The 26,962-nt window shown below is 70.8% G+C and carries 22 protein-coding genes; 2 read left to right on the top strand and 20 right to left on the bottom strand.

The window, feature by feature from the left end:
* Positions 1-2: 2 nt before the first annotated feature.
* The 11 genes from OG303_RS01985 to OG303_RS02035 are packed head-to-tail and all read right to left on the bottom strand — an operon-like array spanning position 3 to position 13,379.
* Entirely contained in the window at positions 3-776 is a 774-nt protein-coding gene (locus OG303_RS01985) for a hypothetical protein (protein ID WP_405864064.1), read from the bottom strand.
* Positions 773-2,863 (bottom strand): phage tail protein, encoded by a 2,091-nt coding sequence (locus tag OG303_RS01990; protein ID WP_405864066.1) that lies wholly within the window; start codon positions 2,861-2,863, stop codon positions 773-775. The genes OG303_RS01985 and OG303_RS01990 overlap by 4 nt, the downstream gene beginning before the upstream one ends.
* Positions 2,864-2,866: 3 nt before the next feature.
* On the bottom strand, positions 2,867-3,826 hold the full coding sequence (locus OG303_RS01995) for a hypothetical protein (protein ID WP_405864068.1): 960 nt from the start codon (positions 3,824-3,826) through the stop codon (positions 2,867-2,869).
* 3 nt (positions 3,827-3,829) lie between these two features.
* Positions 3,830-4,702, bottom strand: a complete 873-nt coding sequence (locus tag OG303_RS02000; protein ID WP_405864070.1) for a hypothetical protein — start codon at positions 4,700-4,702, stop codon at positions 3,830-3,832.
* The gene (locus tag OG303_RS02005) at positions 4,699-6,759 is read right to left on the bottom strand and encodes a putative baseplate assembly protein (protein WP_405864072.1); all 2,061 of its coding nucleotides are present in this window, start codon (positions 6,757-6,759) and stop codon (positions 4,699-4,701) included. Before OG303_RS02005 ends, OG303_RS02000 begins: the two co-directional genes overlap by 4 nt.
* Positions 6,760-6,762: 3 nt before the next feature.
* Positions 6,763-10,065 carry a putative baseplate assembly protein gene (locus OG303_RS02010; protein WP_405864074.1) on the bottom strand — a complete coding sequence of 1,101 codons (3,303 nt, stop codon included), beginning with the start codon at positions 10,063-10,065 and terminating at the stop codon, positions 6,763-6,765.
* Complete coding sequence (locus OG303_RS02015) at positions 10,062-10,484, bottom strand: GPW/gp25 family protein (RefSeq protein WP_405864076.1); 423 nt, start codon at positions 10,482-10,484, stop codon at positions 10,062-10,064. The genes OG303_RS02010 and OG303_RS02015 overlap by 4 nt, the downstream gene beginning before the upstream one ends.
* A 5-nt stretch (positions 10,485-10,489) precedes the next feature.
* Complete coding sequence (locus OG303_RS02020) at positions 10,490-10,795, bottom strand: PAAR domain-containing protein (RefSeq protein ID WP_405864077.1); 306 nt, start codon at positions 10,793-10,795, stop codon at positions 10,490-10,492.
* A gap of 11 nt (positions 10,796-10,806) precedes the next feature.
* Positions 10,807-11,469 (bottom strand): phage baseplate assembly protein V, encoded by a 663-nt coding sequence (locus OG303_RS02025; protein WP_405864079.1) that lies wholly within the window; start codon positions 11,467-11,469, stop codon positions 10,807-10,809.
* A 15-nt stretch (positions 11,470-11,484) separates the two neighbouring features.
* On the bottom strand, positions 11,485-12,699 hold the full coding sequence (locus tag OG303_RS02030; protein WP_405864081.1) for a phage late control D family protein: 1,215 nt from the start codon (positions 12,697-12,699) through the stop codon (positions 11,485-11,487).
* A complete protein-coding gene (locus tag OG303_RS02035; RefSeq protein WP_405864082.1) occupies positions 12,696-13,379 on the bottom strand; it encodes a LysM peptidoglycan-binding domain-containing protein in 684 nt (227 codons plus the stop codon). Before OG303_RS02035 ends, OG303_RS02030 begins: the two co-directional genes overlap by 4 nt.
* 370 nt (positions 13,380-13,749) lie before the next feature.
* Here OG303_RS02035 and OG303_RS02040 point away from each other — a divergent pair, with 370 nt between their 5' ends.
* On the top strand, positions 13,750-13,917 hold the full coding sequence (locus OG303_RS02040) for a hypothetical protein (protein WP_405864084.1): 168 nt from the start codon (positions 13,750-13,752) through the stop codon (positions 13,915-13,917).
* A 383-nt stretch (positions 13,918-14,300) separates the two neighbouring features.
* Here the strand turns inward: OG303_RS02040 and OG303_RS02045 are convergent, their stop codons facing one another.
* The 9 genes from OG303_RS02045 to OG303_RS02085 form a co-directional block, all read right to left on the bottom strand.
* Positions 14,301-14,435, bottom strand: coding sequence for a DUF6760 family protein (locus OG303_RS02045; RefSeq protein WP_405864086.1), 135 nt, complete (start codon positions 14,433-14,435; stop codon positions 14,301-14,303).
* Positions 14,436-14,464: 29 nt separating this feature from the next.
* The gene (locus OG303_RS02050; protein ID WP_405864088.1) at positions 14,465-14,830 is read right to left on the bottom strand and encodes a hypothetical protein; all 366 of its coding nucleotides are present in this window, start codon (positions 14,828-14,830) and stop codon (positions 14,465-14,467) included.
* Positions 14,831-14,836: 6 nt separating this feature from the next.
* Positions 14,837-15,265, bottom strand: a complete 429-nt coding sequence (locus OG303_RS02055) for a phage tail protein (RefSeq protein ID WP_405864090.1) — start codon at positions 15,263-15,265, stop codon at positions 14,837-14,839.
* Between the two features lie 29 nt (positions 15,266-15,294).
* Positions 15,295-17,274, bottom strand: a complete 1,980-nt coding sequence (locus tag OG303_RS02060) for a phage tail sheath family protein (protein ID WP_405864092.1) — start codon at positions 17,272-17,274, stop codon at positions 15,295-15,297.
* A gap of 27 nt (positions 17,275-17,301) precedes the next feature.
* Positions 17,302-18,150 (bottom strand): Pvc16 family protein, encoded by an 849-nt coding sequence (locus tag OG303_RS02065; protein WP_405864094.1) that lies wholly within the window; start codon positions 18,148-18,150, stop codon positions 17,302-17,304.
* Between the two features lie 36 nt (positions 18,151-18,186).
* A complete protein-coding gene (locus OG303_RS02070; protein ID WP_405864096.1) occupies positions 18,187-20,325 on the bottom strand; it encodes a DUF4157 domain-containing protein in 2,139 nt (712 codons plus the stop codon).
* 59 nt (positions 20,326-20,384) lie between these two features.
* Positions 20,385-22,517, bottom strand: coding sequence for an ATP-binding protein (locus OG303_RS02075; protein ID WP_405864098.1), 2,133 nt, complete (start codon positions 22,515-22,517; stop codon positions 20,385-20,387).
* Positions 22,518-22,589: 72 nt separating this feature from the next.
* Positions 22,590-22,793, bottom strand: coding sequence for a hypothetical protein (locus OG303_RS02080; RefSeq protein WP_405864100.1), 204 nt, complete (start codon positions 22,791-22,793; stop codon positions 22,590-22,592).
* A gap of 107 nt (positions 22,794-22,900) precedes the next feature.
* Entirely contained in the window at positions 22,901-23,653 is a 753-nt protein-coding gene (locus OG303_RS02085; RefSeq protein WP_405864102.1) for a BTAD domain-containing putative transcriptional regulator, read from the bottom strand.
* A 501-nt stretch (positions 23,654-24,154) separates the two neighbouring features.
* Between OG303_RS02085 and OG303_RS02090 the strand changes: the two genes are divergently transcribed.
* Positions 24,155-26,959, top strand: coding sequence for an AAA family ATPase (locus OG303_RS02090; RefSeq protein ID WP_405864104.1), 2,805 nt, complete (start codon positions 24,155-24,157; stop codon positions 26,957-26,959).
* The last annotated feature ends 3 nt before the right edge of the window (positions 26,960-26,962 follow it).

The following is a 26,962-nucleotide window of genomic DNA, read 5'->3' on the forward strand; positions in this document are numbered from 1 at the left end:
CCTCAGGTGGCGGGCGGCTGGTAGTCGAGGAGCGCCACGACCAGCGCCATCAGGACGGTGTTCGTGGCCATGACGGGCCGTACGGCGATGTCCGCTCCGTCCCGTGGGCAGTGCAGCGAACCGTCCGCGTCGGCCGTCACCTTCAGGTCGGCCAGCGGGATGCACGGATCGGCGGGCGGTTTGCGGCACTCGCGGGAGACCCAGCGGGCCAGCACCTCGTGGTCGATGCGTCCGTCGCGCAGCAGCCCGGAAACGACCGGCCCGGGGGGTGGTTTGCCGGCCGGCTTGGCGCGGAACTCGATGCGGTACCGCTCCCTGATCGTGCTGGGCTCGCAGGACTGCGGATCGCCGCAGTCGTCGGCGTAGGCCGGGACCGGGTCGCTCAGGCATTCGTGGTAGCAGAGCACGACCTGGACTCGCGCGTCCTCCCGGCAGGCGCCCGCGCGTTCCACGGCGGCCTCCATGACCTCGGACGGAATGTCCAGCGGCTCCGTGCGCTCGGGGACGACGATCTGGCGCCCCCAGCGGTCGACGGCGAGGCCGGCCTTGACCCGGATGCTGTCGCCGTCACCGGCCACCGCGATGTCCAGTCCGCACACCACGCCGTATCCCATCGCCAGGCGGGTGAGCAGCCGACTGCGCCGCAGAAAGTACTCCGTCTCCAGTTCAAAGGTCGGCACGTTCATCAGCCGGCCGTGGAAGTAGTGGTTGCGCAGCGGAGCTTCGACGGCGGCGGGGCGGGTGCCTGCTGCGTCGTGTGCGTTCGTGGGTGTCATCGGGTGCCTCCTTCGTGGCCGGGCGGCGGGCCACCGCCCAGATGTGCGGTGCCCACGGCCGCCCCGGTGCCGATCCCGGCAGGCACCGGGCCACCCAGCCGGAGGGCAGAGCTGCCGTGGGAGTCCAGTGGTGTGGCGGGCCGTGGTCCGGCGACGACCGTGTCGATGCCGAGCCGGTCCTGGATGCCCAGGCGCATCCGCGGCTCGATCGTGCACAGGTGGTACGAGGTGTGCGCGGGCTTCTCCTCGTCGATGACGGCCCGCACGGCGTCCACCGTGTGCTCGCCGAAGCCGGGTCCCGGCCGGATCCGTACGGTGAAGCGGTGGGCGACATCGGCGAAGAGATGGGTGGCGTACGCGTCCTGCGGGGCCAGGACCGATCCTTCGAGCACCGCGGTCGATCCGACGACGGCGCCCTGTGCCTCGGCTGCCGCGAGTACGGTTCCTGAACCGAGCCGTGGGATGGGCGGGCCCGCGTCCGTGGGCGAATCACCGGGCAGCACCCACCAGTTGGTCTGCACGACGGGTTCCTCGATGACCGCCTCCACCCCGGCCCGGGCGTGGATCGCGGCCCGCAGCCCCGCCGGGGTGCCGCGCCGTGCGTCGGCGGTGGCCGCGCCGCTCAGGAGGCGGCGCCGCCGTGACTCGTCGGCGCCGGCCGGCAAGGTCACGCCCAGCCAGTCGGCCAGCCGGGCAAGATGCGCTGCCGGTGCCGCCGCCGGATCGAACAGGACCGGCAGCGTCTCGATGCCGCGGTGCGTGTCGTCGAAGGCACTCTGGAAGACAGTGAGCCAGCGTGCGAGGAAGTCGCCTTCCGCGACCGGTCGTTGGTAGAGCGCGGGCAGATGACGCAGATACGAGTCGTGGGCGAAGTCGACACGGATCTGCGAAAGGACCGGGGTGCTCCGGCCGTCGCCGCCGAACGACATCCCGACCCACACGTCGTCCCCCGGACTGCCCGCGAGCAGCGTGTACGGAGCGTCGGGCGCCACCGTCCGCCAGCCCGGATCAGTGAAGGGGCCCTCGGAGTCGTCCGGCTCCTGGCCGTCGGTGCGGGTGCAGACGTGGAGCTGGAAGCGCGCTCCCATACCGGAGTTGGCGATCCGTGCCCGCACGAGGTGGAAGGGGGCGCTGCGGGAGCTCGGATTGCGGTACGGGCCGCCGCGCAGCGCACCGCCGGTGCGGTGTGCGCCGTTTCGGGTGAGGCGGACCGGGGGCACCGGGCCTCCCGTATGAGCGAACAGGCCGCCGTGGTCGTCCGCGGTCATCGCCGCCACCGGACGGGTGTATCCGTACGCGGTTCCGATCCGGTGTCCGTCGGTACCGAAGGCATGCAGCCGCCGCTCGGTGTTGTCGCCCAGGTACACGACGGTGCCCGCGGCGGTCAGGCCCATGGGCTGTTCCAGGTCGGTGGCCCAGTCCCGCAGGGGGCGGCCGTCGGGGGCGAGGACATGGATGCGGCCGCCGACGTCCCGTACGAGGAGCCTGGGCCGGGCTTCCGAGTCCGTCACGGCGACCTCGACGGCCTCGGTGGGGACGGTGTGCCGGAAGCCGGCGAGCGGTCGGCCCCATTGGTCGCGGGCCCGGATGCGGCCGGCGTCGACGACGTACACCTTACCGGCCGGCCCGGCCGCGAGAGCGGTGGGTGAGGTGAACTCGCGCCAGATGTCGAGGAGTTGCAGGGTTCGGAGGTCCACGAGGAGGATCCGGGAGTTGCCGCTGTCGGCGATCAACAGGGCACGGCGGTGTGGATGGTGCAGCACTCCTCGGGGGGTGTGCAGTTGCGCGGGGCCCGAGCCGGGGCCGCCCAGACACACCGCCACTCGCCTGGTGGGGTCGCAGGCGCGGACGAGCAGGAGCCGGTGCGTTTCGGGGTGGGTGAAGAAGACGTCGCCGTCGGGCAGCACGGCGATACCGGCCGGCCCTTCGGGCGTCGCGTCGCCCGCCTCGGGCGGCAGCAGGTCGTCGACGGCGGGCAGCGACTCCAGCCGCAGGTCTCCGTCAGCTCCGATCTCGAGGCCGCTGCGGTCCATGCCGAGCCAGCGGCCCTCACGGTTCAGATAGCGGTATGCGACGGGCTCCGGCATGGCTCACTCCTCGATCGCGTACCAGGTGACTTGCCACTGGCGCCGGGCGTTGGGGATCAGCTCGTCCGGGAGACCGGCGAGAGCACCCGCGTACACAAGGAGCGGCACGTGGCACTGGAACTGTCCGGGGGTCGCGTCCTGCACATAGGCGGGCCCGTCGAGCAGCACAACGTCGGGCTCGTCCTTCTCGCCCGGAAATACCAGCGGGCGGCGCCCGTCGACGCGCGCCGTGTAGCAAGGGGTGGCACGGAATCCCCTGGCCCCCGTGCTGACCTCTGCCCGCAGGCCGAGCAGGGCTGAATCGTCGTCGCCCGCAACCGCGTGCCACTCCTTCCAGTCGACGGGCCCGGTCCCACAGACGATGCGGGGGCGCTCCGTCGGCCGTGCAGTGCGGCGCAGCGTGGCCGAAAGGTCCGCGCTGAGGCGGCAGTCGAGAATTCCGGCCCGGGCCAGCGCGATCACCCGGCCCTCTTCCAGCGCGAGGCGCTGCGCGTCGTCGACCGGGCGCAGGGCGCCGGAGGTGTCCGGCCGCAGCCGGGCCCAGCAGAGCACGGGCCGCTCGCGCAGCCGGACCGCACCGCGTGGCGCGCACACGCCGTCGCGGGTCTCGGTCTCCTCCAGGTCGTCGTCCGAGGGGTAGCAGAGCGTCAGGTCGAAGTAGGCCGGGCTGCCGTCCGGTTCGCCGGCGACCGGTGGTACCGGTTCGGTCAGCGGCTCACCGAGCAGGAGTTCGCGTCCTGCCGCGTCCAGCGCGTAGCCCGGCTGGATCCGTACCTCGCGCTCCCCCCGGCGGCCCGAAACGGCAAGGCCGTTGCCCACACCGGGCTGGTGGAGGCTCCGGTTGTGCAGCCAGCGCAGGGCCCGATGGTGGGCTTCGAGGCCCTGCAGGTCCTCGGCGTACAACTGCTGGCCGTCGAAGAAGAGCGGGCGCTCCAGAGTGCCTGGGTCGGACAGCGGTTGCATGGGTCAGGTCCCTTCTCGGTGGCCGATGCCGAGCCAGGCCACGGACAGGCGCTGCGCGCGGGCGAGGCGGAGCAGTGACGGCACGGTGGGGTCGCGGTCGGACAGCGGCTGACCCGCCGGCGGCCGCAGCCGCGGTGACAGGGCGACGCTGAACAGGAACCCGCCGGGCTTGGGTTCCTCCACATAGCTCTGCGCCGTACGGATCTCCGGCGCGTAGACGGCCGGTGCCTTGGGGTCGGGCCACTGGAGCCAGGCGAAGTAGCAGGGAGTGCGGTCGAACCCGGCCGCCGTGGTGTCGATCGGAACCCGGATTCCCAGCGGACCGGCCCTCAACAGCGACAACTCCGGCACTTCCCAGGGTTCCCACACGGTGCCGTCGACAGGGGTGGTGCCGAAACCCACGTACGGCGGTGCGTGGTCGCGTCCCCTGGGCACGGCAGTCAGCCGGAGCGAGCCCCCGCCGTCGTCGGCCAGTACGGCCAGGACGACCTCCGCACATCGATCGGCTGCTGCCTCGGCGTCGCTCCAGGCCACGGCCACGCGGCCGGATCCTGTCGGGCCGGGTGTCCGCAGGCGGGCGACGAGGGCGGCCGGCCGGCGGGGCAGGGCCAGGGTCACCGGTGCGGCCAGGACGAGTTCCCGGCCGCGGCGGTCGTACGCCGTCCCGGGCTCCACACGCGCCGAGAGCCCGTCGTCGGTGGCCGCGACGGCCATGCCTTCGACGACGCCCAGGCCCGTGTGCACGGCGCGCTGGTGCCACCAGCGCACCTCGGCGTCGTGGGCGAGCTGGTCGTGCAGATCGCGGATGCGCAGGAGTTGGCCGGGCGCGTGCCGTAACCGCTCCAGGTCGAGGGGGTGTTGCCGGTTCGCTGTCATACGGCCTCGATCTCGTGCGGGCCGGACGCCACCAGGCCGTTCGGCGGGATGCAGACATTGGCGCAGTGCGCGCCGTCATCGGTGACCAGCTCCACGGCGGTGGCATGGGCGACGCCGGGTACACCGTCGAGGACCTGGAGGATCTCCGCGCGGTAGACGTCCCGGCCCAGTGGCCAGCCGTCCCCGTCCTGGCCTCCGGTGAGCGGGTCGAAGAACGCGTCGAGGGCGGCCGCGACGCGCTGCCGTACGACAGCGGGGTCGGCCGGCTGCCGGGTGCGGACCCGGGACCGTACCGTGACCCGGTGGTAGGAGGGGCCGGTGACCTCGACGCGGGTGCCGATGACGTGATGGCCGTGCAGATGGGTGCGGACCGCCGCGAGGAGACCTGGTCCCGGCATGGGGCGTCCGACGGGCAAGTACGGCAGGACGGTGACCCACACGACACCGCGTGTCACGGCGCAAGGGAATGCGGGGTGGCTGTTCGCGCGGGCGGCGGCCCTGGCGAGCCGTACCCCGGGAGTGCTCAGCGCGAGGCGTTCGTAGTCGGCGAGGGTGACCGCGCGGGGGGTGAACTCCAAGCACTGCGCGGCGCGCGCCTCCGCCGCCGCGAGCGGCTCCACCGCCGAACCACCCTTCACAGGCTGCGAGTTGGTGACGTGGTGGACGGTATTCGGGTCGATTAGGGCAGCGGCGAGCAGGGCCCGGTTGTGGGACGAGCCGGACAGAGCGGTGACCCGACCGACGGCGAGGTTCCCCTCCTGCGCCTTCGTCGTACGGGCGACGGCGATGATGCGCGCCCCGGCCGGAGGCACCCGGCAGCGCTCGCCGTCGCCGAAGGTGATCCGGCCCGTCGAGGCGTCAAGCAGTGCGTGCGCGTCAGCCGGTCCGGAGGCGTCCAGGGTAGACCGCAACCGCCATTTCCGCCAGACGTGTCGGCTGCCGTCGGCTTCCAGTGTCCACAGCCCGGTGATCTCCACGGGTTCCCGGCCGAGGAGGTACGTCTGTTCGGGCGCGCCGGTTCCCTGCCCCAGGTCCGCGGCTTCGACGGTGACCTGTCGCGGACCCCGGTCGAGTACGAGAACGGCGGGTGCGGAGTCGACCCCGGTGTCCCATGCGATGACATCGCCCTTTGCGTCGAGGCGGATCCCCAACCTCACGGTGCGTCCGCGGGCCACCGATCCGGGGACGGCGGCCCCGGCGGCGATGCTCCACCGCACCTCACCGATGGGCACGGACTGCTCGGCCACGGCCGCGTTCACCGCCACGCCCGACAGCCGCGGCGCCTCGTCGTAACCGGCCCGCACCAGTCGGCAGCGCAGCAGAGAGAAGGCGGTCCGTGCCCTGACCGCGACCGTGCCGGTGCGTGTGAGGCACCTGGTGGTGTCGGTGACTTCGGCCGCCGACAGGGGCCGCCAGCTGCCCGACGCGGCCTTGATCTCCCATTCCGTACGGGCGCCGTGGTGTGTCAATGACCCTTCTGTTTCTGGGAGTTCGGGCGTCGCCACGATGCTGACGGGCGCCTTCGCAGGCACGGCGGCAGTGAACCGCAGCTGCAGGCAGTCCCCCGGGCGCGGATCGTGCCCGAACGGCGCCACGGTCACGCCGCGCCGCAGCTCGTCCGTCAGGTCGACCGTGCCTTCATGGTTCTCGCGGTGCAGCGCGGCCAGTCGGGCGGTCGTGGCATGCAGGCGACTCGACGTCCGCAGCCGCACCAGGCCGTCGGACGGATCCCGGCCGTCGAACTCCACCGAAGCCGGGAGCGTCACCGGGGCCGATCCGGGCCGCAGCGTCACCTCCACCACCGTGCGGGCGGGCCGCGGGCGCCTCTCGGTGATACCGACGAGGGCGAGGAACGCGCGCCGGTGCCGCTCAGGTATCTGATCGAGCTGGAAGATCTCCATCTCGGCGATCCAGGCGAGGAGTTCCAAGAAGGTGATCCCCGGATCCGAGGCGTTGTGGTCGGTCCACTCCGGCGCGTACACGGGAATCAGTGCACGCGCCTCCTCGACGAGGTCCGCCCAGCGCCGGTCGTCGAGCTGGGGCAGCGACAGCACCATGGCTCACTCTCCCGTCAGCCGCAGCCGCAGCGCGCCCGCGGCAGCCAGTCGTCCCGTGGGCATCCGCACCACATCGCCCTGCGGCTTCGCACCGAGCAGCAGCGCCAGTTCCTCGACACGGTCGACGCCCGCCGCTCCCTCCAGGACGGCGGCCAGATCGGAGGCGTACAGCTCGCCGCCCGGCTCGAGCCCGGCACCGTCCGGACCACCGCGTATCGGGTCGAAGAAGGCCAACAGGGCGTGGCGCGCGGCCTGTTCGACCCCGCCCGACCGCGTCGGGTCGCGGGGCACGAGAGTGGCGTCGACGCCCACGTCCAGATAGGCGGGGCCGATCACGGTGACGGCCTCGGCCAGCCCCGCGGGTGCGAGCGCCGCCACGGAGCGCCGCACCGCCTCGCACAGCCCGAACGAGGGGCTCGGCCGCTGCTGCCCGCTGAAGGGCACGACGACCAACGTCACCTGTCCCGGTGTCGGACGGCCGTCGGCGCCACGGCCGGGGAACGCCCGCACCCGGGCCACCGAAGGCGATGCGGCACGCGCCAGTGCCTCGTAGTCCCCGGCCGTGACCGCCCGGCCCCGGGCCCGCAGGGTTGCCGGCGCGCGGCCCAGCAACTGCGCGAACGTCTCGACGTCGGCCCCGCCTTCGGCCGGCACGGGATTGCCGGCCTCTTCGATGCCGGCGGCCGCCCCGAGCACCTGGCTGACGGTGTGCGCCCCGACGTTGCCGGCGCTGCCGCCGCCCGTGCGGCACAGGTCGGCGACGATCGCGGCGCCCACCGGCGGCACCCGGCCATGGGTCCCGTCTCCGAACAGCACCCGGCCGCGCAGTGGATCGACGGCCAGGTGTCGGTCCGTGGGCCCCGATGCGTCGAGGTCCTCGCGCTCCTCCCAGAGCACCCACGCCTCGCTGACCCGCCCGAGCCGGTCACGGCGCAGCCGCAGCGGCCCGAGCCGCACCTCCTCGGGTCCCGCGTCGGCGGCGAGGTCCCGCTCCAGCGCCCGGACGGCCCGCTCGTCCGCGCCGAACAGCTCGGCCGCCACGAGCCGCCACTCCACCGCGGCCCGCGGCCCCGACAGCTCACGCACCTCGATGCGGCGCTCAGGCAGCAGCGGGACCTGGCGGAACGCGTAGACCTGGGAAGGGGTGCCGGTGCTCGTGCCGAGCGGCTCCGCCCGCAGGGTCTGCCGCTGCACCGCCCACACCGCGTTCGGCTGTACGGAGTCGAGCCGAGGCTCTGCGGGCGGGCCGTCCTGCGCCAAGCGGGCCCGCAGCCAGTGGCGCGGGGTCCCGAACCGGGCCAGCGGCGCGCTGTCCTGGGGGCCGACCAGTGTGAGGACACCGGGTACCCGCAGGTCACGGGTTCCGTCGAGGACGCTCAGCCGGGCCCAGGCCGAACCGTTGAAGTACTCCCAGACCAGCCTGGGCGGCGCCGGCCCACCGGCTTGCGCCACCAGGTCGAAGAAGATCCCGACGCTGTCCACCGGGAGCCCGCCGTCGAAGCCGAGGTACAGCGCGGGCAGGGACTCGGCGGCCGGCTTGTAGGGCTGGAACGTGCCGCCCGGCCAGGCGGCGTCCTGAGTGCGGTCCTCGAAGCGGAAGTCGTTGTACGTCCGCACGTGTTCGGGCGCGAACGGGCCTTGCTGCCAGGTGTAGCCGAGCCGGAAATCGGCCAGCACGGGCGGGCGGCTGTCGAAGAGGGAGAGTTTCGTGGCGGGCGTACCCACCATGACCGTACGCGTGACTCCATAGCCGCCGCCGACAAGGCGGACCCGCATCCAGCGGGCCGTCACGCCCCCCACCTCGACGGCCGCCATGTCGTCGGCCACCGGCGGGAGGTCGACGAAGCCGTGCTTCGTGAAGTCGCCCGCCGACTGTGTGACGTCCGTTCGTACCGAGGTCCACTGCCGTCCGTTGAAGTACTCCCAGCTCACCACGTGCGGCAACGCGGTGCCGCCGCCGGGCTGCAGAGCGGCGGGACGCACATAGACACGCAGCCGGGCCCCGGGTTTGCCCAGCGCTTCCTCGCAGGAGAAATGGAAGACCGCGCCGGGCCCCGGCTGTGCCCCGAAGGGGAGGAAAGGCTTGCTGAGATCCACCTCGGCGTCGGCGGCGAACGCCTGGTCCACGGACGGCATGTCGAGCGTGAAGTCCAGCGACCGCACCCCCTTGGTGATCCGCTCCTCCTGCTCGAACGACCCCAGCGTGACCACGAGCGTGTCCCCCACCGCGGCGTCGATGTCCGCACGGCCACGGCGGTTCGTCCGCTTCGACGCCCCACCCTGCACCCCGACGACCACGTTCTCCAGCGGCACACCGGTCGCGTCCCGCACCAGCACCGCCACGCTGCCCTCCTGCGGCACGGCACTCCCCGCGCTGACCCGCCACACCTGCGCATAGCCGAGCGAGGTGCGGCTGCTCAGCCGGATCCCGTCGACCTCCGGCAGCACCCGGGCCGGATCGGGAGGCAGCGGTTCCATCTCCGCGAGCCGCCCGCGGACCCAGAACGTCTCGACACCGTCGATCGACGTCCTGGCCGTCTCGGCGCAATCCGTCTCCAGCCGACAGGTGCCGCTGCGCCGCATCCCGTCCGTGCCGTCCAGTTGCTCCGCGGCCCCTTCGCCGCAGGACGGCCGCATCCCGGCGAAGCCGCGCCAGCCGGTGCCGTCCCAGTACTCCCAGCGGATGTCCAGATGTTCGCTGCCGGGGGTGGTCAGGTCGAAGGACACGGCGGTACTGCTGCGCCCAGACAGATTGAGCAACAGGTCATGACCCAGGTACAGCTCGTGCGGGACCTTGCGCAGCGCCGGCCGGTCGAACGGCCGCAGCGGCAGCCGCTGTTCATGCTGCGGGCTGTGGTCGAGGTACTGGTCCCGGCCGGGCCACAGGCTCACGATCTCGCGCAGGTCCGCCGCGGCGAGCCCGGCGGACTGCTCCGTCTCGTAGACGAGCTGGGGGGAAGCACCGGGCGGCGGGGGCGCGGCCACCCGCGTCCCCGCCGGGAGCCGTACGTCCGCGGCTCCCTCGGCCACCCGGAACACCACCGGCACCCGGGCGGATTGCGGCGGGGTCTGCCGCAGTCCGAGCATCCCGTAGAACGCCGCCCGGTTCTTGTCCGGTGCCTGGGCCAGTCGCTGCGCGACGGTGTGCAGGAGGCGGGCCGCGATCCGCAGCAGCGCGGCATCGGCACCCCGCTCGCCCGGAGTCCACTCGGGTACGAACCCGGGGATCAGTGCCCGCAGCCGGCGCAGTGGATCCTCGGATTCGGCCCCTGGGTCCGTGCCCGGTGCCGGGCTGTCGGTGTTCATGTGCCGGCCCCCTCGCGCAGGTAGAAGGGGTACACCAGGTTCTGCAGGGTGTTGGTCGCCCGTACCCGGTACGAGATGTCGATCAGCAGGGCGCCCGTTGCCCGCTGCCGTGACGTGACGTCGACGAAGACGACGTCGATACGGGGCTCCCAGTCGGTCAGCGCGTTCCGCACCTGTTCGGCGATGCGGGCTGCCAGGGCGGCCGTCATGGGCTCGAAGACGAAGGTGTTCAGGCCGGCCCCGAAGCGCGGTCGCATCACGCGTTCACCCGGGTCGGTACCCAGAACGATCATGATCGCCTGGCGGACGTCGTCCTCGTACGCCGCCTCGGCGATGCGGCCGTCCGGTTCGAGGCGCGGAGGGAAGGTCAAGCCGGTACCGAGGAAGGCCCGCGCGGGGTCGAGGTAGGGGGTGCCCATGCGGCTCAGCCTCCGATCACTACGGTGGGGCAGCCCGCGGCGATCGCGTTGGGCGGTCCCGTCTCGATGATCTGGTCGCCGCTGCGGGCCGCGGGCAGACCGTTGATGAAGACGGTCTTGCTGCCCAGGGCCACCACACCGCCGGTATGCGGCACTGCGCCCGAGGCGAGCGGGCAGACGTGAGTGTCGCTGCCGGCGCACCAGGCCGGACTGCCTCCGATGAGGACGTCGAGGCTGCCGCCGGGCGGACCCGACGGGGTGAGGGGGGTGCCGTGGCTGGTGGTGTCGCCGACACGGGCCGCCAAGGGCATGCCGTCACCTCCTAGTTGAGCTTGATCGGCCGACCGCTGATGACGGCGGCCCCCTGCGCGTTGATGGTGACGGGCCCGGTGGTCGCGGTGATGTCGACCTTCGGGGCCTTGAGGGTGAGCGACGTCGTGCCCTCGAGCTCGATGTCCGCGCCCTTGACCGTGATGCGCTTGCTCTTGTCGGTGAGCGTGATGCTCACCGTCCCCGCCTCGTTGGACAGGGTGATCTCGTCGGGGGTGAGGACGACCTTCTGCCCGGTCGTACTGGTGATGGAGAGCGACCGGCTGCCGTCGTCGAGTTCGATGCGGTGCCCGACGACCTGCCCCTTGAGGCCGCTGCGGATGACACGTTTGGTCTGCGCGTCCGCGGCGGTGTCCACCGGCGGTCCGGCCCGCGGGCTGAACATCCCGCCCATCACGAACGCGTCGTTGCCGCTCAGTCCGACCAGGACTTCGTCACCGATCCTCGGCTGGAAGTAGATCCCGGCGCCCTCGCCCCCGCCGGCCACCACGAGGCGAGCCCAGAGCTCTTCGCCGAGCGCCGGGACACGGACGAGCACATTGCCCTTGGCCGCGCCCTCGCAGTCGTTGACGACGGTGCCGCTGACCAGGCGGGTGACGGACTCCGGCCCGTCCTTCTCGGGCTGCGGATCGGACTCGTACAACTTGTAGATCATCTCGAACTCCCCTCCTCACAAGACCCGTTGGCCCTGGAGCCGGAGCCCCCGGGGTATGGGCAAGGGCGGGAACCACACTTCGCGGCGCACGTCGAACGCGGTCCGATAACCGCCGCTGTCGATGGTGTGGGTCGCCGAGGTCACCCGGTACAGGCCGCTGAACCGCTCGCCGACGCCCGTCACCGCGATGACCTTTCCAGCCTTGATCCGTGGGTCACCGATCGCCGAACCACTCGCCGTCAGCCTGCTGTTGAGCCGGGGCAGCAGCTCGCCGAGGATGCGCCGGGGCACGGTCGCCGGACCGTCGGCCGTGACCGTGAGAGTGCTGCGGGCCTGCTCGCCGCCGAGCAGCGCGTCCAGATCGCCGAGACCGGGATACACCTGGAGGTCGAAGCCGGACCGGTCGTGGTCCCAACCGAGCACGACGACGAACTCGGCCTTGAGGGCCGACACCCAGACCCTCGCCGACACCGCCGCCACCTGCCCGACCTCGCTGATCCGGGGCGTGAAGTCCAGCAGCGTGCCGCCGCGGGCCAGCACGGCCGCGGGCGGGAACTCCGGCAGGGGGAAGAGGAAGCGCAGCACGTACCCGTGCGGCAGCGCGGTGTGGTCGATGAACATGTCCCAGCCGTTCTGCCGGGCAAGACCGCTCAGGAAGTCGAAGTCGCTCTGACCTTGCTGGATGCGTATCGACCGCTTCGCGTCCGCCGGATCGATCGCGTACGTCGCGAGCAGCGCGAGGAAGGACAGCGCGGCGCCCACCGGATCGATCGCCGGGACAAGAAGGTTGGTCGCCGCGACGGTCGCGGCGACGACCGGGTCGGGCAGCGGGAACTTCCCGAGGCACGGCCGGCTCAGGGCGAAGGCCCGGTCCTTGGCCCCCTTGGTGAGCCGCTGCAGGAAGTCATGGGCGACGACGGTGACCGTCGGCGTACCGGAGGGGGGGAACGCGGCATCGATGCCGGTCACCTCGCCGGTGAAGACCTTCTCCAGGGGCTGGGGGGCATAGCCGATGGACAGTTCGAAGGGTACGTCGAGGGCGAGTTGGGGATGGTCGAGCCACTGCGTCCGGTCGTCCGCGAGGGTCAGCTCGACCCGGTCGGCGCCGTCCAGGCCGTCCTGGTGGCGCAGGCTCGTCACCGAGGCCCGCATCCCGGCCGGCAGCGGAGCGCCACCGACGGTGAGGGTAAACGCGGGCGCGTAGGAGGTGCGCGGCGCAGGCGTCGTCATGCCAGTACCTCCATGGTGCGCGGATCGGTGAAGGGCAGCGCGGGCACGAGGAGCGTCTGGCCCGACTGGAGGGCCCGCGGGTCGGCGATGCCGTTGGCGAGGGCGAGGGGGCGCCACAGGGCGGGGTCGTCGTAGCGGGCGGCGGCGATCGAGCTGAGCGTCTCGCCCGGCAGGACGGAGTGGACCTTGCTGTAGTCGGCGGTCTGCAGGTTGGCTTCGGCGGCGGCGCGCGCCGGCTCCTTGTACTCGATGAAGGTGCAGTTCACCCGGGCCCGTACGGGAGTCCCGTCGGGCATCAGCAGGAGGAACCGCTGCTGGGCGCGGGAGAGCACACCGGTGAACCGGAAGCCGGCCATGGCGACGGCGAGTACGGGCGGGGCGTGCAACTCGGGGTCGAGGTCCATCAGATCGGTGACCTGGCCGGTCAGCTCGCGGACGTCCTGCTTCCCGGGACTGTTGGTGTCGTACGTGTCGAAGAACAGCTCGACGTCCAGGGTGCGCTGGTTGCCGTTGACGAACTGGACGAGCGGCGAGCCGAGACCGGGGATGCCCTGGACGGCGAAGTTGTTGTCCTTGCTGACGCTGAACTCCTCGGGGTTGTAGGCCACGGTGACGGTCCGGCCGGCGCGGGACCGTCCGCTGCCGTCCAGCGGGGTGATCGTCAGCTGCTTCATCGGCATGGTGTCCGGGTCCTCCCCTCGGTGCTGTGCGGGACGTACTCCGTGTCAGATCCGTCCGAGCCGTTCTCGGTGCGCGGTGATGCGGCGGTCGATGCGGCGCACCACGTCGTCCGTCAACTGGTCGAGGTTGATGGATGGTTGACGGGGATTCGGCGCCTGCGGGGCCGGGGGTGAGGACGGCGCTCCGGGTGGGTGCGGATCCTGGGCGGATGCCGTTGCACGCGCTTGCCGCGCCGGTACGAAAACCAGGGGCGGCCGCACGGGGGCGGGCCCCGGACCGCTGTGCTCGGAGCTGGGAAACTGCGCCTGGGCCCAGCGATGTGGCGGCTCTTCGACGCGCAGCCGGGGCGATACCACGGGTGGCCGGGAGGTGCGCAGGGGGGCGGGCGGCGGTGCCGGCGTCGCGCGTACACCAGGTATCAGCATCACGATCGAAGTCGGGGTCGGGGTCGAATCCGGAGTCGAGGTCGAGGTCGGCACGATCGTCGTTCGTGCCCTGCTGACGTGGCTCCTGAGCGGCACCGGCAGCGCGGCCTGAGGCGGGAGACCTGTGGGTCCGCCGGGGAAGCGCGGCGCAGGCTCCCGGTCCGTCCCGTTCATCTGGTTCACCCGGTGGTTCCGGTAGATCTGGTGCGTGCGGTTCAACGGGGCGGCCGGCGCACGGACGTCGACGCTCCCCGCTACTCGCTGAACCGTCGCACCACAGAAGGCCGTTCGGACCGGGCGGATCGGCATGCCGGGCCCCGCGGGCGTATGCACCACCGTGCGCCGCACCGGTCGCAGCACGCGGATGAGCCGCATCCCGCCGCGGCGGACGAAGCTGAACCCCGGATGACGCCCGTACAGGGTGCGTCGCCGGTAGCGACCCGCCAACGACCCGGCCCAGGCACGCCATCGCAGCGCGTTCAGTTCCACTCCCCGTCACCTCCCTTCCGATTCCTCGGAGATCCGCCGGTTGATCGACGAGATCTGCTCGATCCACTGCCGCCGCTCGGCATGCTCCATGGCGAGGATTTCCCCCTGCGGCCAGTGGAAGTGGTAGGCGAGAAAGGCCACCTCCTCGTACAGCGAAACGAGGCGGTAGCCTACGATCCCCCCACCCCGCTCAACTCCATGTCGAATTCGTGCTCGCAGCGCGGGCAAGAGGCATGGAGCCGGGTGTTCCCGGTCCGGTTGACCTGGTTGTAGAAGTCCTGCAGGAACGCCAGGTCTCCGGCATATAGGTTCTCGACCACCTTCGGGTTGATGCTCGAGACCGTCCCCAGATGCGTAATGACGCGGGACAGCAGAATGACGATGAGATAGGCCTCGTTGGCCTGTACGCGATGGTCCTTGAGCGGCAGGATCTCGTCGCCCGCGGTGGCCATGCGCATCACGCCCTCGCGGTGGAGCGTGCCCTCTTCGTCCAAGTAGCCGATGGGCAGTGTGAAGGGGTGCTCGGTGGCGATCATCTCGGATCAGGCCCTCTCCATGCGTTCGACGGCGAGTTCGAGGGTCTCGATGGCGACGGCGTTGGCGGTGGCGTTGAAGTCGGGCCCGTCCCACTTGGTGGCCCAGGCCTCGTAGAAGTTCCACCGGGTCTTCTCCGTGACCCCGTCGATGTCGACCTGCACGATGCTGCCGGACTTGCGGTCGATGACCCCCTTGGTGAATCCGATGAACCAGTCGAAGAGGACGCGGGAATCGGTGAGACCCCATTTGAGCGTGATGTTGGTGTACTTGGTCATCCCGGGGAGCTTTCGCACTGTCGGCGCTTCGGTCCCCTCGCGGTACTCGATGGGGTCGACGCTCGCACCGAACCCGGTGCATTCCGTGAATCCCCCGACGATCAGGGAATCGATCTCGATGAAGAAGTTGTAGTTCCGGTAGGGGTCCACGCGCGGCATGGGATCTCCTCCTTCTGGTCCGCTGGGGGTCAGCCTTCGGTGACTTCTGCTCCGCCGTCCCAGATGCCGATGCGCACGACGATGAACTCGGCGGGGTAGGCGGGCTGCACGCCGATCTCGATGTTCAGTCGGCCGAGCTGCCGCTCACTGAACGGGTTCAGGCCCTCGTCGATGCGTACGTAGAAGGCCTGCTCGGCGGTGTCGCCGAAGAGGGCTCCGTCCCGCCACTGTTGGAACAGGAACGCACTCAGTGAGCGCTTGAGCTTCTGCCACAAGGCCTGGTTGTTCGGCTCGAAGACCGCCCATCGGATGCCCTCCTGGATGGACTCCTCCAGGAAGAGGAAAAGCCGACGTGTGCTGATGTACTGCCAGTTGGTGTCGGTGGCCGTGGTTCGCGCACCCCAGATCCTGGGACGCCCCCCGCGCTGGAACACGCGGATGACGTTGATGCCCCGCAGGTTCAGATCGCCCTGCTCCTCGTTGGTCATAGCCCCGCTGGGCTGGATGTCGCTGCATCCCCTGATGAGGACATTGGCGGGAGACTTGAACACTCCTACAGTGGAGTCGACTTCGGCGATCGCCCCGCAGATGTGCCCGGATGGCGGGACCAGCAGCGAATCTCCGCCCGTGGCATCCGGCACCACGAGCCAGGGATAGTAGAGGGCCGCGTACCCCTTGTCGGAGTCCACGCTGTTGCGCTGGCTCGCGAGCCCGCCGGCGCCCGGAGCCAGGTCCGGTTCGGCGTCCAGGATGCCGAACCGGTCGCGCAGCTTCTCGCACTGTTCTATTACTGCGCCCTGCACGTCTTCGTGAGTACTGTCCGGGACGGCGATGAGGTTGACATCGTCGAAGGTCCGCAGGGACTCAACGGCGGCGATATAGCGGCCCTTGTCGAGCGGCCCCGCCGTCTCGTCAATGCCGCCGGCCAACGGAGTCGGGCCGATCGCCGCGGGCAGGCTGTCCGGGAGAAGGTCCGCCGGCGGCGGGTCTTTGAGTTCGATTCCGGCGGGGAGATCAGCCGCGTTGATGACCCGAACGAAGTACTTGGGATGCGCCGGGTCCGCCGACAGCCCTTCGTACAGGGGACGGTCCGCCGGGCTGATGGTGATGTCGAACTCTTCGGACCGGACTGCGGCAGGGCCGGGCGGATTGCCCGCATCGAGTTGGAACGCGGCGGTGAGGCCCGCACGGAAGGTGATGCGGTACGTGAATGTGTCCACGCCTGCAGCCGTCTCGGCGACACCCTCGGGCTGCATGGACTGGATGATCTGCGTCTCGCGGACCTGCGCCGCGGCCGCGCCCTGCACGATGGTCAGTGCGGTACCGGCGGCCAGATGGCGGAGGTCGATCTTCGCGGTGGAAGCGATCCGTACGGTTCGGGTACCGGCGACGGTGTCCGCCAGACGCATCGTGCCGACGGTGGCGACCTGTGTGGCGAGGTCGGTGGTCGTACGGATGGCTGTGCCGGAGATCGAGGAGATCTGTATCCGTGGATCTGGACCACCGAGGTCTACCCAGTCTCCGGGACGGAAGCGCTGTGCATCGCTTGCCGAGCCCGCGGTGAGCTCGCGCAGCGCGGCCACCGTGAAGGTTCCGGACGGACGGTAGAGCTCCGCGGTGGTCACGAGCGGTTTGGAGACAATCTGTACGGTGACGGCCGGCTGCGGTAGGCCCGGCTTCCGGGCCCTGACGTAGAACATGTCGTTCCCGGCCCTGTTCTTGAAGACCGCCTGTGCGGTTGCGGCGTCGCTGGCCCGGACGATGTAGCAGTTCTGGCCGCCGTTCTGAAAGAAGCCGCGTACGGCGTACCAGAGGTACGTACCAGGCGGGGGCGCCATGCCGTACAGGGCCTGGAACTGCTCCCAACGGGTGACCTTCACCGGCGACGCGACGGGGCCGAGAGTGGCACGGCCGACGAACGCGGCGGTCGAAGTGCCAACCCCCTGGATCGGCGGGGCCGGGGCGAACTCGTCGATGTACACCCCGGGGTAATTCGTCTGTACAGCCATGAGGTTGCTCCTCTTGTGACGGCCGGCTCAGGTGAACTGGAGGTCGTACTCACCGCTCTGCTGCGGGACGTCGACGCCCCGGCTGGTGTCACCGAGCCCCAACGCACGGGCCCGGAGGGTGAAACCGGACGCCTGGACGACCCGGGTGAACGTGAAGCGGCCGTCGGCGTCGCTCGTCGCGGTCCACCCGATCGGGTCCAGCCGCACCCACGCCCCTGCCACCGGATCGCCGACAGCGGTGCGCACCGTGCCGCCGAAGTCGACGAGCGTCTCGCGCGTGCCGGCCTCCGCGTCCTGCTGATAGTTGACGACCGCAGCCGTCACGAGCGGCCCCTCGACGGGGAAGCCCACCGGCAGTTCGGTCGTGACGGTGAGATAGAAGGCGGGCCGTGGCGCGATCCCCATCGCCGCCCAGAAGTCACCGGCGTGCTGGTTCGGATCGAGCTGGGCGATCATCGTGGGCAGCGGGTACACGCGCCGCGCACTCAGGAGCGCCCCCTGCAGATACGTCTCCGGAATCCGCGGAAACCGACTGACCCACCCCAACGCCTGTCCAAGGAGCCGGTGTTCGGCGGCGACCCGGGCGGCGCCGACGCCCCCGGACGCCCAGGTGGTGACGATGTACGAGCAGTCGGCCCGCAGCGGCGGACGACTCCTCACGAAGGTGTTCCCGACCCGCTCGACCACGGGCACGGGATCCCGTATCTCGTGGTTCTCCCGCACCTCGTACAGAAACAGATCCACGGTCGCATTCCCGGGTGCGAAGGCCCGGTCCGGCGTCTCGAAACTCACGTCGGCGGCCTGCAGTTCGGGGAGTTCGGCTACGGGGGCGGCGTGGAGCAGGCGGGTCAGGGTGCCGTCGAGGTCATGAAACATGGAGTTGGCTCATCTCCCTACGCCGATTCCCACACATCAGTCTCGCGAAATGAACGAAAAGAACTGGACAACCTTGCCCTTGTCTATGGTCGCGAGATACTGGACCCCACCAACATTTCCGTATACTCGACCAACGAACCCAGGGGCGCTGAGCCGTTTCGTGTTCTGCCGGAGTACGGATTCCACGGCGTCCTCAATATCTTCCACGGACATTCCCTTGTCGAAGTAGGTCTGCGATCCCTTCACCTTTGTGGCGAAATACCTTGGGTGATGGCGCACAAGGAAATGAAGCATGCGCTCTTTGGTGAGCAGGATCTTGTTCACCCCAAAGGAATAAGTCCTGCTCCGCCACCTCTTGAGCACACCGAGAGCCCGATTCCAGCGCTTCGGGAATTCGCATACCAGCTTGCTCTCGTGACAACTCTTCAGCAGGCGGGCAAACAATGCACGCAGCTCATTCAGCAGACGGGCAAGGTGCTCGCCGACCTTGGCCAACCACCCCTTGGCTGCGCTGAATGCTTGCCGGATCCAAGTGGCAACCGAACCGAGCAGGTTGTGAAGCCTGCCGAATATGGCCATGAATCCGTGGGCGATCACTCCGCCCAGCTTGCCCAGCACACCGATCGCGGCCTTCAGCCCCGCCTTCGCGCCAGTGACCGCCGCGCCGCCCCCCGCTGTCGCGATCGCGAAGACCACTTCCCAGAGAACTTGCCCGACGGCTTTCCCGGCCTCGTCCCCGAGCGCCTCCTCGCTGCCCGGCGCGTTGAACGCTCGAACCAGGGCCTCCGCCAGCTGCCCGCCAAGATCACGTGCAAAGCCCCTACCGACCCCAACCAGTCGGGACAGCACGGCAAGCAAGGCACTGGGATCCCTCGCCAGCGAAGCCACCTGGTCCACCCACGACGCCGGGTTCAAAGCCAGGAAGAACGCCTTGAGGCCCTCCACGACACGCTCGACCTCGGCCGGGAACCCTCCGATCGCGTGAGCAGCCTGCCGCAGAACCTCGAACGCGCGGGGAAGCAACCTCCACAGGTCACGGATCAGGATGAAGATGCCGAGCATTCCGTCGAGGAAGAAGCCCATGGCGAGGCCTTTGAGGAACGCCAGGTTGAAGCTCATGCTGCGGCCGGCGATGATGCCCGCGATCTTGTCCATCGCCCGGATCTTCTCCGCCGTACTGACCTTCGGTGATCGCAGGCGGGCGACGAACCCCTCGAGTCCGGCCTGGAACAGAGACCACAGAACCCCGAAGGCCGGGTCAGCGGGCAGCAAGGCAACTGCGGTGGCCGCACCGTCCAACGCCATGTCGACGAACCACTCTTTGTGCTTCCGGTCCAGATGGAGCCACACCTCGCCGGCCAGCCCCACCACGTTGCCGGTGGCCGCGTACATGACCGCGCGGGCCCCCCACATGCCGTCCGAAGCTGCTTCCGAGCCCCGCTCCGCGCCGTTGTCCGCACCCTTTTCCGGGCTTGTCTCCGGGCCCTCCTCAGCGTCCCGTTGCACACGATGAGTGCCTCCGCCGTCCGCCCCCTGCTGCACGACGTGTGTGAGTTCGTGGGCAAGCAGCCGTCGGCCGGCCGGTGTTCCCGGCGCGTACTCCCCTGAGCGGAAGCTCACGTCGTTGCCCACCGTGAAAGCACGTGCCCGCAGGGCCTGGGCGGTGGCGGAGGACTCCGCTCCCGTGTGGACCCGCACCGTGCTGAGGTCGCGGCCCAGCCGCTTCTCGAAGAACGAGCGGTCATGTGCCGTCAGAGGCGCCCCGTCGGCAGGCGGCGACATGACGCGCCGGTGGAGTTCGTCCCCGCCCGCAGGCGGTCCGGCGGAGTCCGCCTGCCGCTGGACCTGCTCGCCGCAGTCGTGGCAGCCCTGCCCACCCTCGTCGGGCCGCGCCGCACTCCCGCCCGGCGGCGGCATCGTGCCCGCACAGCGCTGGCACATGCCTTGCACGGCACCGGACTGAATGGGCGTGACAGGCAAGGGCTCATCGGCTCCGGCCCCGGACGACCGGTCGTCGGGCATCTGCATGATCGACTCGGCGACGCGCTCGGCCTCCTGCTCTCGCTCGTCACCAGGCCCGCTCACCTTGAGTTTCGCCTGCAGGAGCGTGCCGGCAGCGTTGTTTCCGCCCGCTCGGCAGAGTTGCAGCAGGGCATCCGGTCCGGTCGCTCCCATCGTCTCCCTGGGAACCCGAGCGGCAGCAGGCCGTGCGGCTGACCGCTGGACTGCTGTCCTCACTTCGCTCCCGCCCCCTCGAACACCGCAATGTCCTCCGCCACCAACACCCGCCCCGCCTTCGCATGCTCACGAGCCGTGGCATGCAGCAGATCCCCCATGCCGATGGGGCGATCCTCAGCGGCCGCGAGATACGCCGCCGCCAGCACCGCGTTCTTGATGGAGCCGCCCGTCATGCGGAACTGCCGGGCCAGCAGCGGGAAGTCGAGAGCGTCGTCGCGCGGGGCTTCGCGCGGGAAGTGGAGGCGCCAGATGTCGGCGCGCTGCTGTTCATCCGGGAAGGGGAAGTCGACGACGAACTGCAGGCGGCGTACGAACGCGTCGTCCATGTTCTGGCGGAGGTTGGTGGCGAGGATGGCCACGCCCTCGTAACTCTCCATCCGCTGCAGGAGATAGGCGATCTCGATGTTGGCGTAACGGTCGTGGGAGTCGCGGACCTCGGAGCGCCTGCCGAACAAGGCGTCCGCCTCGTCGAAGAAGAGGACGGCGTTGGCGTTCTCCGCTGCGGCGAAGATCCGCTGCAGGTTCTTCTCGGTCTCGCCGATGTACTTGCTGACCACACCGGCCAGGTCGATCTTGTACAGGCCGAGCCCCAGCTCGGCCGCGATGATTTCGGCCGCGGTCGTCTTGCCCGTCCCCGAGGGCCCGGCGAACAGCGCCGCCGTACCGCGCCCGAGCGAGAGCCGACGGCCGAATCCCCAGTCGTGGAGGACTCGTTGGCGGCAGTCCACCTGTCGGCACAGCTCGCCGAGCAGGCGGATCGTGTCCTCTGGCAGGACCAGGTCCGCCCAGCCGTGCACGGGCTCGATCGCGTGGGCGAGCTCCCCCAGCGCCGGGTCGGACTGTGCGCGGGCGGCGCTCGACAGGTCGGTGAGCGAGGGCGACGCGTCGGGGGCGTCCAGCCAGTGGGCCCGAGTGGTGGCCAGCGAGACCGCGGATTCGATCTGGTCGAAGGTGAGGCGGTAGCGGCCCGAGAGGACGTCCAGTCCAGGTGCGGGCAGGCACACGCCGGCCCGTTCCAGGCAACGCTGCCAGTACGCACGCCGGTCGGGCGCCGCGGGGAGAGGGAAGTCCACGGAGACGGTCCGCATGGCATCGAGGCCCGGCGGCAGCGACCTGGAGGTGCCTGAGGTGATCGAAGCCCCCACATGCGCCGCCAACGCCCTGTTCCACCGCAGCCGTTGCGCCGTACGTTCCTCGCCGAGCAGGGCGTCGTACGGCTCCGCGTACAGGACCGCCTCCCTGAGCGACGCCTCCTGCAGTACGGCCCGGGGCCAGTCCGCGTCGCCGCGCGTCGCCGCCTCCAGATCCACGGCTACGAGGGACCGGCCGGCGTCCTCGGCCAACGCCAGCGCCGTCCGCCTCTTGACCGCGCCGGGCGGACCGGAGAAGTACAGACGCAGTGGCTCGGTCCCGCCCTCGTCGGCCTCCGGGACGAGCCGGGGCAGCAGCCGGATCGCGTGCGGTATCACCTCGGCGGGCAGGGCCTCGGCCTCTTCGCCCCGCAGCAGCTCGGTGAAGTCCCTTGTCTCCGCGATGAGTTCGTCCCGTCCGAGCAGATGGTGCACCACGGCACGGTCGAGGACCAGCGAGCAGGCGGGCAGCGGGCACCTGATGCTCTGCGCCTCGGCGGGCAGTCCGATCAGGCCGTGCCGTACGAGCGGAGCGTCGCCGGTGAGGCGCGCCTGGCGGGCGAGCTTCTCGGCCGGATCGGCGGACAGCAGGGTGAGCGCCAGGTCGACGCTGGGGCGCCGCCGGGAGACATCGTCCTGGAGGAAGGCGTACAGACGCTCGTAGCGCAGATCGACTTCGGGCGCGAGCGCGATGACGACCAGCCACAGGTCCGCCTCGCACAGGCCGTAGGCGCGGGCGAGGCGGCGCAGCCGCGAGTCCTGGCCGAGTCCGTCGAGCAGGGCGGGTACCCCGGAGCCCTCCGCGGCGGCGAAGACCGGGTGCGCGTCCCAGTCGTCGAGCAGCCTGCTGATGTCGCCCCGGCTGATGTACAGGCCGCGGAAGGGGTCGTCGGCCGTCGCGGAGCCATAGGCGGCGAGCACCCGCGCCACCGTCTCGCGCAGCAGACCGTCGAGCCGCCCCAAGGCGTGGCCCAGGCCGTCCGGATACGCAGTCTCCATCGCTCCCCCTAGTGCGGAACGGGCTACCGCGGACGCTAGGGCGAACGCCGTCACCGGCCCATCACGCCACCGTCAACGGTGCGACTGCTCCCAGGAGTTCAGCCACTCCTCGACCACGGCCATGACCTCCTGCCGGCCGGCCAGGAGCAGGATCTCGCCGCCCGGCTCACGCGCGTCCAGGGTCCGCACGACGCGGGCCCGCAGCCCGGACGGAGCGGGTTCCCACCACACGGAGATCAGGAGGATCGCGCCGGGCGGTGCCTGGATCTCGTCCATGGCGGTCCGTTCATCGGGGCCCGGTGGGCTCTCAGTACGGCCAGGTGATTGCGCCTTGGGGATGGTTCACTCTCCCGCGGCCGCATCACCGCAGCGTCAGCGACCGGTCAAGGGGAAAGCCCTGGAATGCGGGGGAAACCCGACACCATCGCGGCGAATCGGGCGGACGGCCGGACGCCCAGCTCCTTGTGGACCAGTCGCCGGAACTCCTCGAAATGCCGGACCGCCTCCGCCGCGTTCCGCTCCGCGAGGTGGACGGAGACGACCGCCCGGTGTGCGCTCTCGCGCAGCGGCTCGATCCGTATGCTCTCCAGCGCCGCCTCCAGGGCGAGCGCGTGCCGGCCCTGCGCGACCAGGCGTGCGGCCAACGTGTCCAGCGCGTGCAGCCGCAGCTGGCGCAGCCGTTCACGTTCGAACATCACCCAGTCCTCGTCCCAGCCCGGCAGTAGTTCGCCGCCGCGCAGCCGGCCGAGGGCCAGGTCCTCGCCGCCCGCCGCGGGTGAGGACACCAACGCCAATGCGATCGTGGTCAGACGGTCCACGTCGATGCTGACGCGGTCCGTGATCGTGAGGGTGTCGTGACTGCATTCGACAAGCTGTCGGGGCCCGCGGCGCAACCGCCACAAGGCCGTACGGAGACTCCCTTGAGCGTGCTCCTCGGTGACGTCCGGCCACAGGGTCCCGGCGAGGACGGTGCGGGTGGCATGGTTCCGCAGTCCGAGGAAGGCCAGCACCCGCTGCCCGCCCACCGCGACATCGGCCGCTTCGGCCCCGTACAGGAGCTGGAACCGGCCGAGGAGATTCAGCCGAGTGGATCCAAGGGCGGCGGCTGCCGGCCCACCGGCGCGGGAGGCGCTCATCGATGCTCCCCCTCCCCCGCGATGTCGCTGGCCGCTCCCAGGGCAGCACGCCATCGCGGGGGCCACATCGGGGAACGCCCTACGGTGCGGGGCTCGGGCGGTTCAAGTGCGTGGCAGACACAGGGAGTTGACTCCGGTTCCGGAAGGTGTGCAGCCAGACGGTGCGGCGGGCCGCCACAGGAGGAGCACTCGACCCGCATCTGTTTCCGGCGGGCGGCGATCATGCCGGCGGTGAACACCCGCCGCTCCCCCACCCTTTCCACACACCGGCGTCGAACCGGGAACGGCCCCGGCACAGTGTGCCGACCGCGGGCCGCACTCCTCCCGGGAGTTCAGCGCATGGCGGTCCGTGACGCAACAGGGAACTCCCTATACACCTACAGAATCTGACAGACCGTCCGAAAAGTGCGATGACGGGGGCGGGGCCCTCGGGGATCATTGGCGGAAAGCACCCTGGTGCAGCGGGGTACCGCTGCACTGGTCGGGGGCTCGGGGGGCATCATGGACGAGCCGCTGTTACCGGACCGGGTGGCGCCGATCGGCCGCAGCCATGAATGCGAGCTGCTGGACGGGGTGTTGGACGCGTTGTCCGGACGGGGAGCGGCGCTGCTGCTGCGCGGCGATCCGGGGATCGGCAAGAGCATGCTGCTCGACTATGTTGCCGGGCGCGCCAGTGCCCGCGTGCTGCGAGCCCGCGGGATCGAGTCGGAAGCGGACCTTCCGTACGCGGTCCTGGCCGAACTGCTGCTCCCCCTGCGCGAGTACCTCTCCGCGATACCGGCGGCGCAGTGCGGCGCGCTGGAGGGATGCCTCGCCCTGACGGACGTCGGCGACCAGAATCCGTACGCTGTCTGCGCCGGCGCGCTGGGCGTGCTCGCAGCAGCAGCGGCGGCCGGCCCCCTGGTGGTACTCGTCGACGATCTGCACTGGGCGGATTCCCCGTCCCGGCGTGTCCTGCAGTTCGTCGCGCGGCGGTTGAAGACCGAGCCGGTCGCTCTGGTGATGGCCGAACGCACGGAGTCCGGCGAGGACAACACCTGGGAAGGCATACCTCAGTGGGTACTTGCCCCGCTGGACGGCAACGGATGCCGTCAGTTGCTGGGCCGACGCGGCCTGGACCCGGCGGAAGCCGCGGCCGCCCGGCTGGTGCCACTGAGCCAGGGGAACCCGCTGGTCCTGGTGGAGTACGCGGACGCGCTGGCGCAGGCCCGGGCGCGGGGCGACCGTCCTGCGGAGCAGGGGTGGGAGAGCCCCGGGCTGCTGGTGGAGCGGGCCTGGTGGGGCCGGCTGCGGCTGCTGGCCCAGGCCACCCGGGACGCGCTGGTGTACGTCGCGCTGTGCCGCTCCCCCGAGTTCGCCGTGCTGGAACGGGCGCTGGATGCCGTGGGCCTGTCACTGAGCTCGCTGACGGCCGCCGAGGAGGCGGGCCTGGTCCGCGCCGGGCGAGAGGGCTACGAACTGCGGCATCCCGTCCTTCGGCCGCTGGTGCTGGCGCACTGCCCCGTCGCGCAACGGCTTCGCGCGTACCGGGTGCTGGCCGATCTGTCGTCCGGAGCGTCGCGTACCTGGTATCTCGCCGGTGCGGCGCCTGGACCGGACGAGACGGTGGCCGCAGCACTCGCAGAGGAGGCCGGGCAGGCGCGGCGGCGTGGGGCACTCGATGTCTCGGCCCGGGCCTGGCTTCGGGCGGCGGAACTGTCCCCGGCACCGTCGGACCAGGCCGTGCGCCTGCTGGGAGCCGCCCAGGACGCCTTCCACGGAGGCGCCACGGCCGATGCTGTCGTGTGGTGTGAACAAGCACTGCGGCACAGTTCCGAGCACGGGCTGACCGCCCGAATCGAACTGCTCCTGGGGCAGGCACGCAGCTGGGCCGGCGACCCGGCGGGGGCACACAGACAGCTGGTCGCTGCGGCCTCCGCAATCGAACCGGCGGACCCGGCGTGGGCCTGCACACTGTATGGCGCGGCCGTCCTGCCTGCGGTGATGGGCGGTCGCATCGACTCGGCGGCCGACAGTGCGGCCCGCTGCGAGGACCTGGCCGACGCGCTGGGCACCGGGCCGGAGCTGCGACTGGCCGGGGTGGTTCGAGCCAACGCGCTGGCGCTGACCGGGCGGGTGCACGAGAGTCGTCGGCCGTTGCTCGACAGCCGGGCGAGCCTATGTGCTGACCGAGCGCTGGATGAACCGCAGTTGGCGGTGCTGGTCGGCCAGGCGCTCTCATGGGTGGACGAGGAGGACGCGGCGCGCGAGGTGCTCGGCACGGTGATCGACCGGGCCCGGCATCAAGGCATCCCCGCGCTGCTGCCGTTCGCCCTGGCGGGGCGCTGCGAGGTGGAGTCGTGGGCCCGGTGGGCGGCGGCACGAGCGGATGCGGCCGAGGCCCTGTGCCGGGGGCAGGAGTTCGGTCACCGGGCGACGGCCGGGTACGCGCTCACGGCGCTGGCACGGCTGGAGGGACTGCGCGGTGAACGGTCCGTCTGCGAGGAGCGCATCGCGCAATACGAGGAACTGTGCGGTGAAAGCATCCCCGGCCTGGAGATCTTCGCCCAGTCCGCGCTGGGATCGGCCGCCCTGGCCGCCAGCGACCCCTGGCGCTGCCGGTCGCATCTGGAGCGGGCGTTCACGGTGGCGGCGGAGATGGGTCTTGGCAACCCCAACTTGATGCCGTTCATCGCGGATCTGGCGGAGGCGCACAGCCGCACCGGGAACCGGGACCGGGCCATGGAGATCACCCTCTGGCTGAGTGAACGCGCACGATCCACTCGGCTGGCCTGGCCCACCGCCGCGTACGCCCGGTGCCGGGCCATGCTCGCCGAGTCCCCCGACGCGGCGCAGCAGTGGCTGGCCGAGGCCGAACGGGCGCACACCAGGCGCGCGATGCCCTATGAACTGGCCCGCACCCGGCTGGTGTGCGGAGAGAGCCTGCGCCGCTTGCGCCGTCCCGCGGCGGCCCGCGTACCCCTTCAGGCTGCTCAGCGAGCCTTCACGGCACTGGGCGCCGTCACCTTCGCAGCCAGGGCCGCAGGGGAACTCGCCGCGGCTGGCTGGCGCTCCGCACCCGACCGGACCCGACCCCCGCACGTGGACCGCCTGACAGCACAAGAACTCCAAGTGGCCCGCGCCATAGGGGAAGGCCTCACCAATATCGAGGCGGCGACGACCCTGTTCGTGTCCCGCAAAACGGTGGAGGCGCATCTCACCCGGGTCTACCGGAAGCTCGGCATCCGATCACGCTCCGAACTCGCCCGCTATCTGGCGCGGGCCGACCTCGTCGGACAACGCGATACGCGCAGTGCTCGGACCTGACGG

The sequence above is a fragment of the Streptomyces sp. NBC_00005 genome, assembly GCF_045160215.1.
Lineage (GTDB): Bacteria > Actinomycetota > Actinomycetes > Streptomycetales > Streptomycetaceae > Streptomyces.

Excerpts from the sequence above, each read along its gene's own strand:
- OG303_RS02060 (WP_405864092.1), bottom strand. The coding sequence starts at position 17,274 with ATGGCTGTACAGACGAATTACCCCGGGGTGTACATCGACGAGTTCGCC.
- OG303_RS02000 (WP_405864070.1), bottom strand. The coding sequence starts at position 4,702 with ATGACAGCGAACCGGCAACACCCCCTCGACCTGGAGCGGTTACGGCAC.
- OG303_RS02030 (WP_405864081.1), bottom strand. The coding sequence starts at position 12,699 with ATGACGACGCCTGCGCCGCGCACCTCCTACGCGCCCGCGTTTACCCTC.
- OG303_RS02070 (WP_405864096.1), bottom strand. The coding sequence starts at position 20,325 with ATGGGAGCGACCGGACCGGATGCCCTGCTGCAACTCTGCCGAGCGGGC.
- OG303_RS02080 (WP_405864100.1), bottom strand. The coding sequence starts at position 22,793 with ATGGACGAGATCCAGGCACCGCCCGGCGCGATCCTCCTGATCTCCGTG.
- OG303_RS01985 (WP_405864064.1), bottom strand. The coding sequence starts at position 776 with ATGACACCCACGAACGCACACGACGCAGCAGGCACCCGCCCCGCCGCC.
- OG303_RS02015 (WP_405864076.1), bottom strand. The coding sequence starts at position 10,484 with ATGGGCACCCCCTACCTCGACCCCGCGCGGGCCTTCCTCGGTACCGGC.
- OG303_RS02010 (WP_405864074.1), bottom strand. The coding sequence starts at position 10,065 with ATGAACACCGACAGCCCGGCACCGGGCACGGACCCAGGGGCCGAATCC.
- OG303_RS02020 (WP_405864077.1), bottom strand. The coding sequence starts at position 10,795 with ATGCCCTTGGCGGCCCGTGTCGGCGACACCACCAGCCACGGCACCCCC.
- OG303_RS02090 (WP_405864104.1), top strand. The coding sequence starts at position 24,155 with ATGGACGAGCCGCTGTTACCGGACCGGGTGGCGCCGATCGGCCGCAGC.
- OG303_RS01995 (WP_405864068.1), bottom strand. The coding sequence starts at position 3,826 with ATGCAACCGCTGTCCGACCCAGGCACTCTGGAGCGCCCGCTCTTCTTC.
- OG303_RS02035 (WP_405864082.1), bottom strand. The coding sequence starts at position 13,379 with ATGCCGATGAAGCAGCTGACGATCACCCCGCTGGACGGCAGCGGACGG.
- OG303_RS02055 (WP_405864090.1), bottom strand. The coding sequence starts at position 15,265 with ATGCCGCGCGTGGACCCCTACCGGAACTACAACTTCTTCATCGAGATC.
- OG303_RS02075 (WP_405864098.1), bottom strand. The coding sequence starts at position 22,517 with ATGGAGACTGCGTATCCGGACGGCCTGGGCCACGCCTTGGGGCGGCTC.
- OG303_RS02025 (WP_405864079.1), bottom strand. The coding sequence starts at position 11,469 with ATGATCTACAAGTTGTACGAGTCCGATCCGCAGCCCGAGAAGGACGGG.
- OG303_RS02085 (WP_405864102.1), bottom strand. The coding sequence starts at position 23,653 with ATGAGCGCCTCCCGCGCCGGTGGGCCGGCAGCCGCCGCCCTTGGATCC.
- OG303_RS02050 (WP_405864088.1), bottom strand. The coding sequence starts at position 14,830 with ATGATCGCCACCGAGCACCCCTTCACACTGCCCATCGGCTACTTGGAC.
- OG303_RS01990 (WP_405864066.1), bottom strand. The coding sequence starts at position 2,863 with ATGCCGGAGCCCGTCGCATACCGCTATCTGAACCGTGAGGGCCGCTGG.
- OG303_RS02005 (WP_405864072.1), bottom strand. The coding sequence starts at position 6,759 with ATGGTGCTGTCGCTGCCCCAGCTCGACGACCGGCGCTGGGCGGACCTC.
- OG303_RS02065 (WP_405864094.1), bottom strand. The coding sequence starts at position 18,150 with ATGTTTCATGACCTCGACGGCACCCTGACCCGCCTGCTCCACGCCGCC.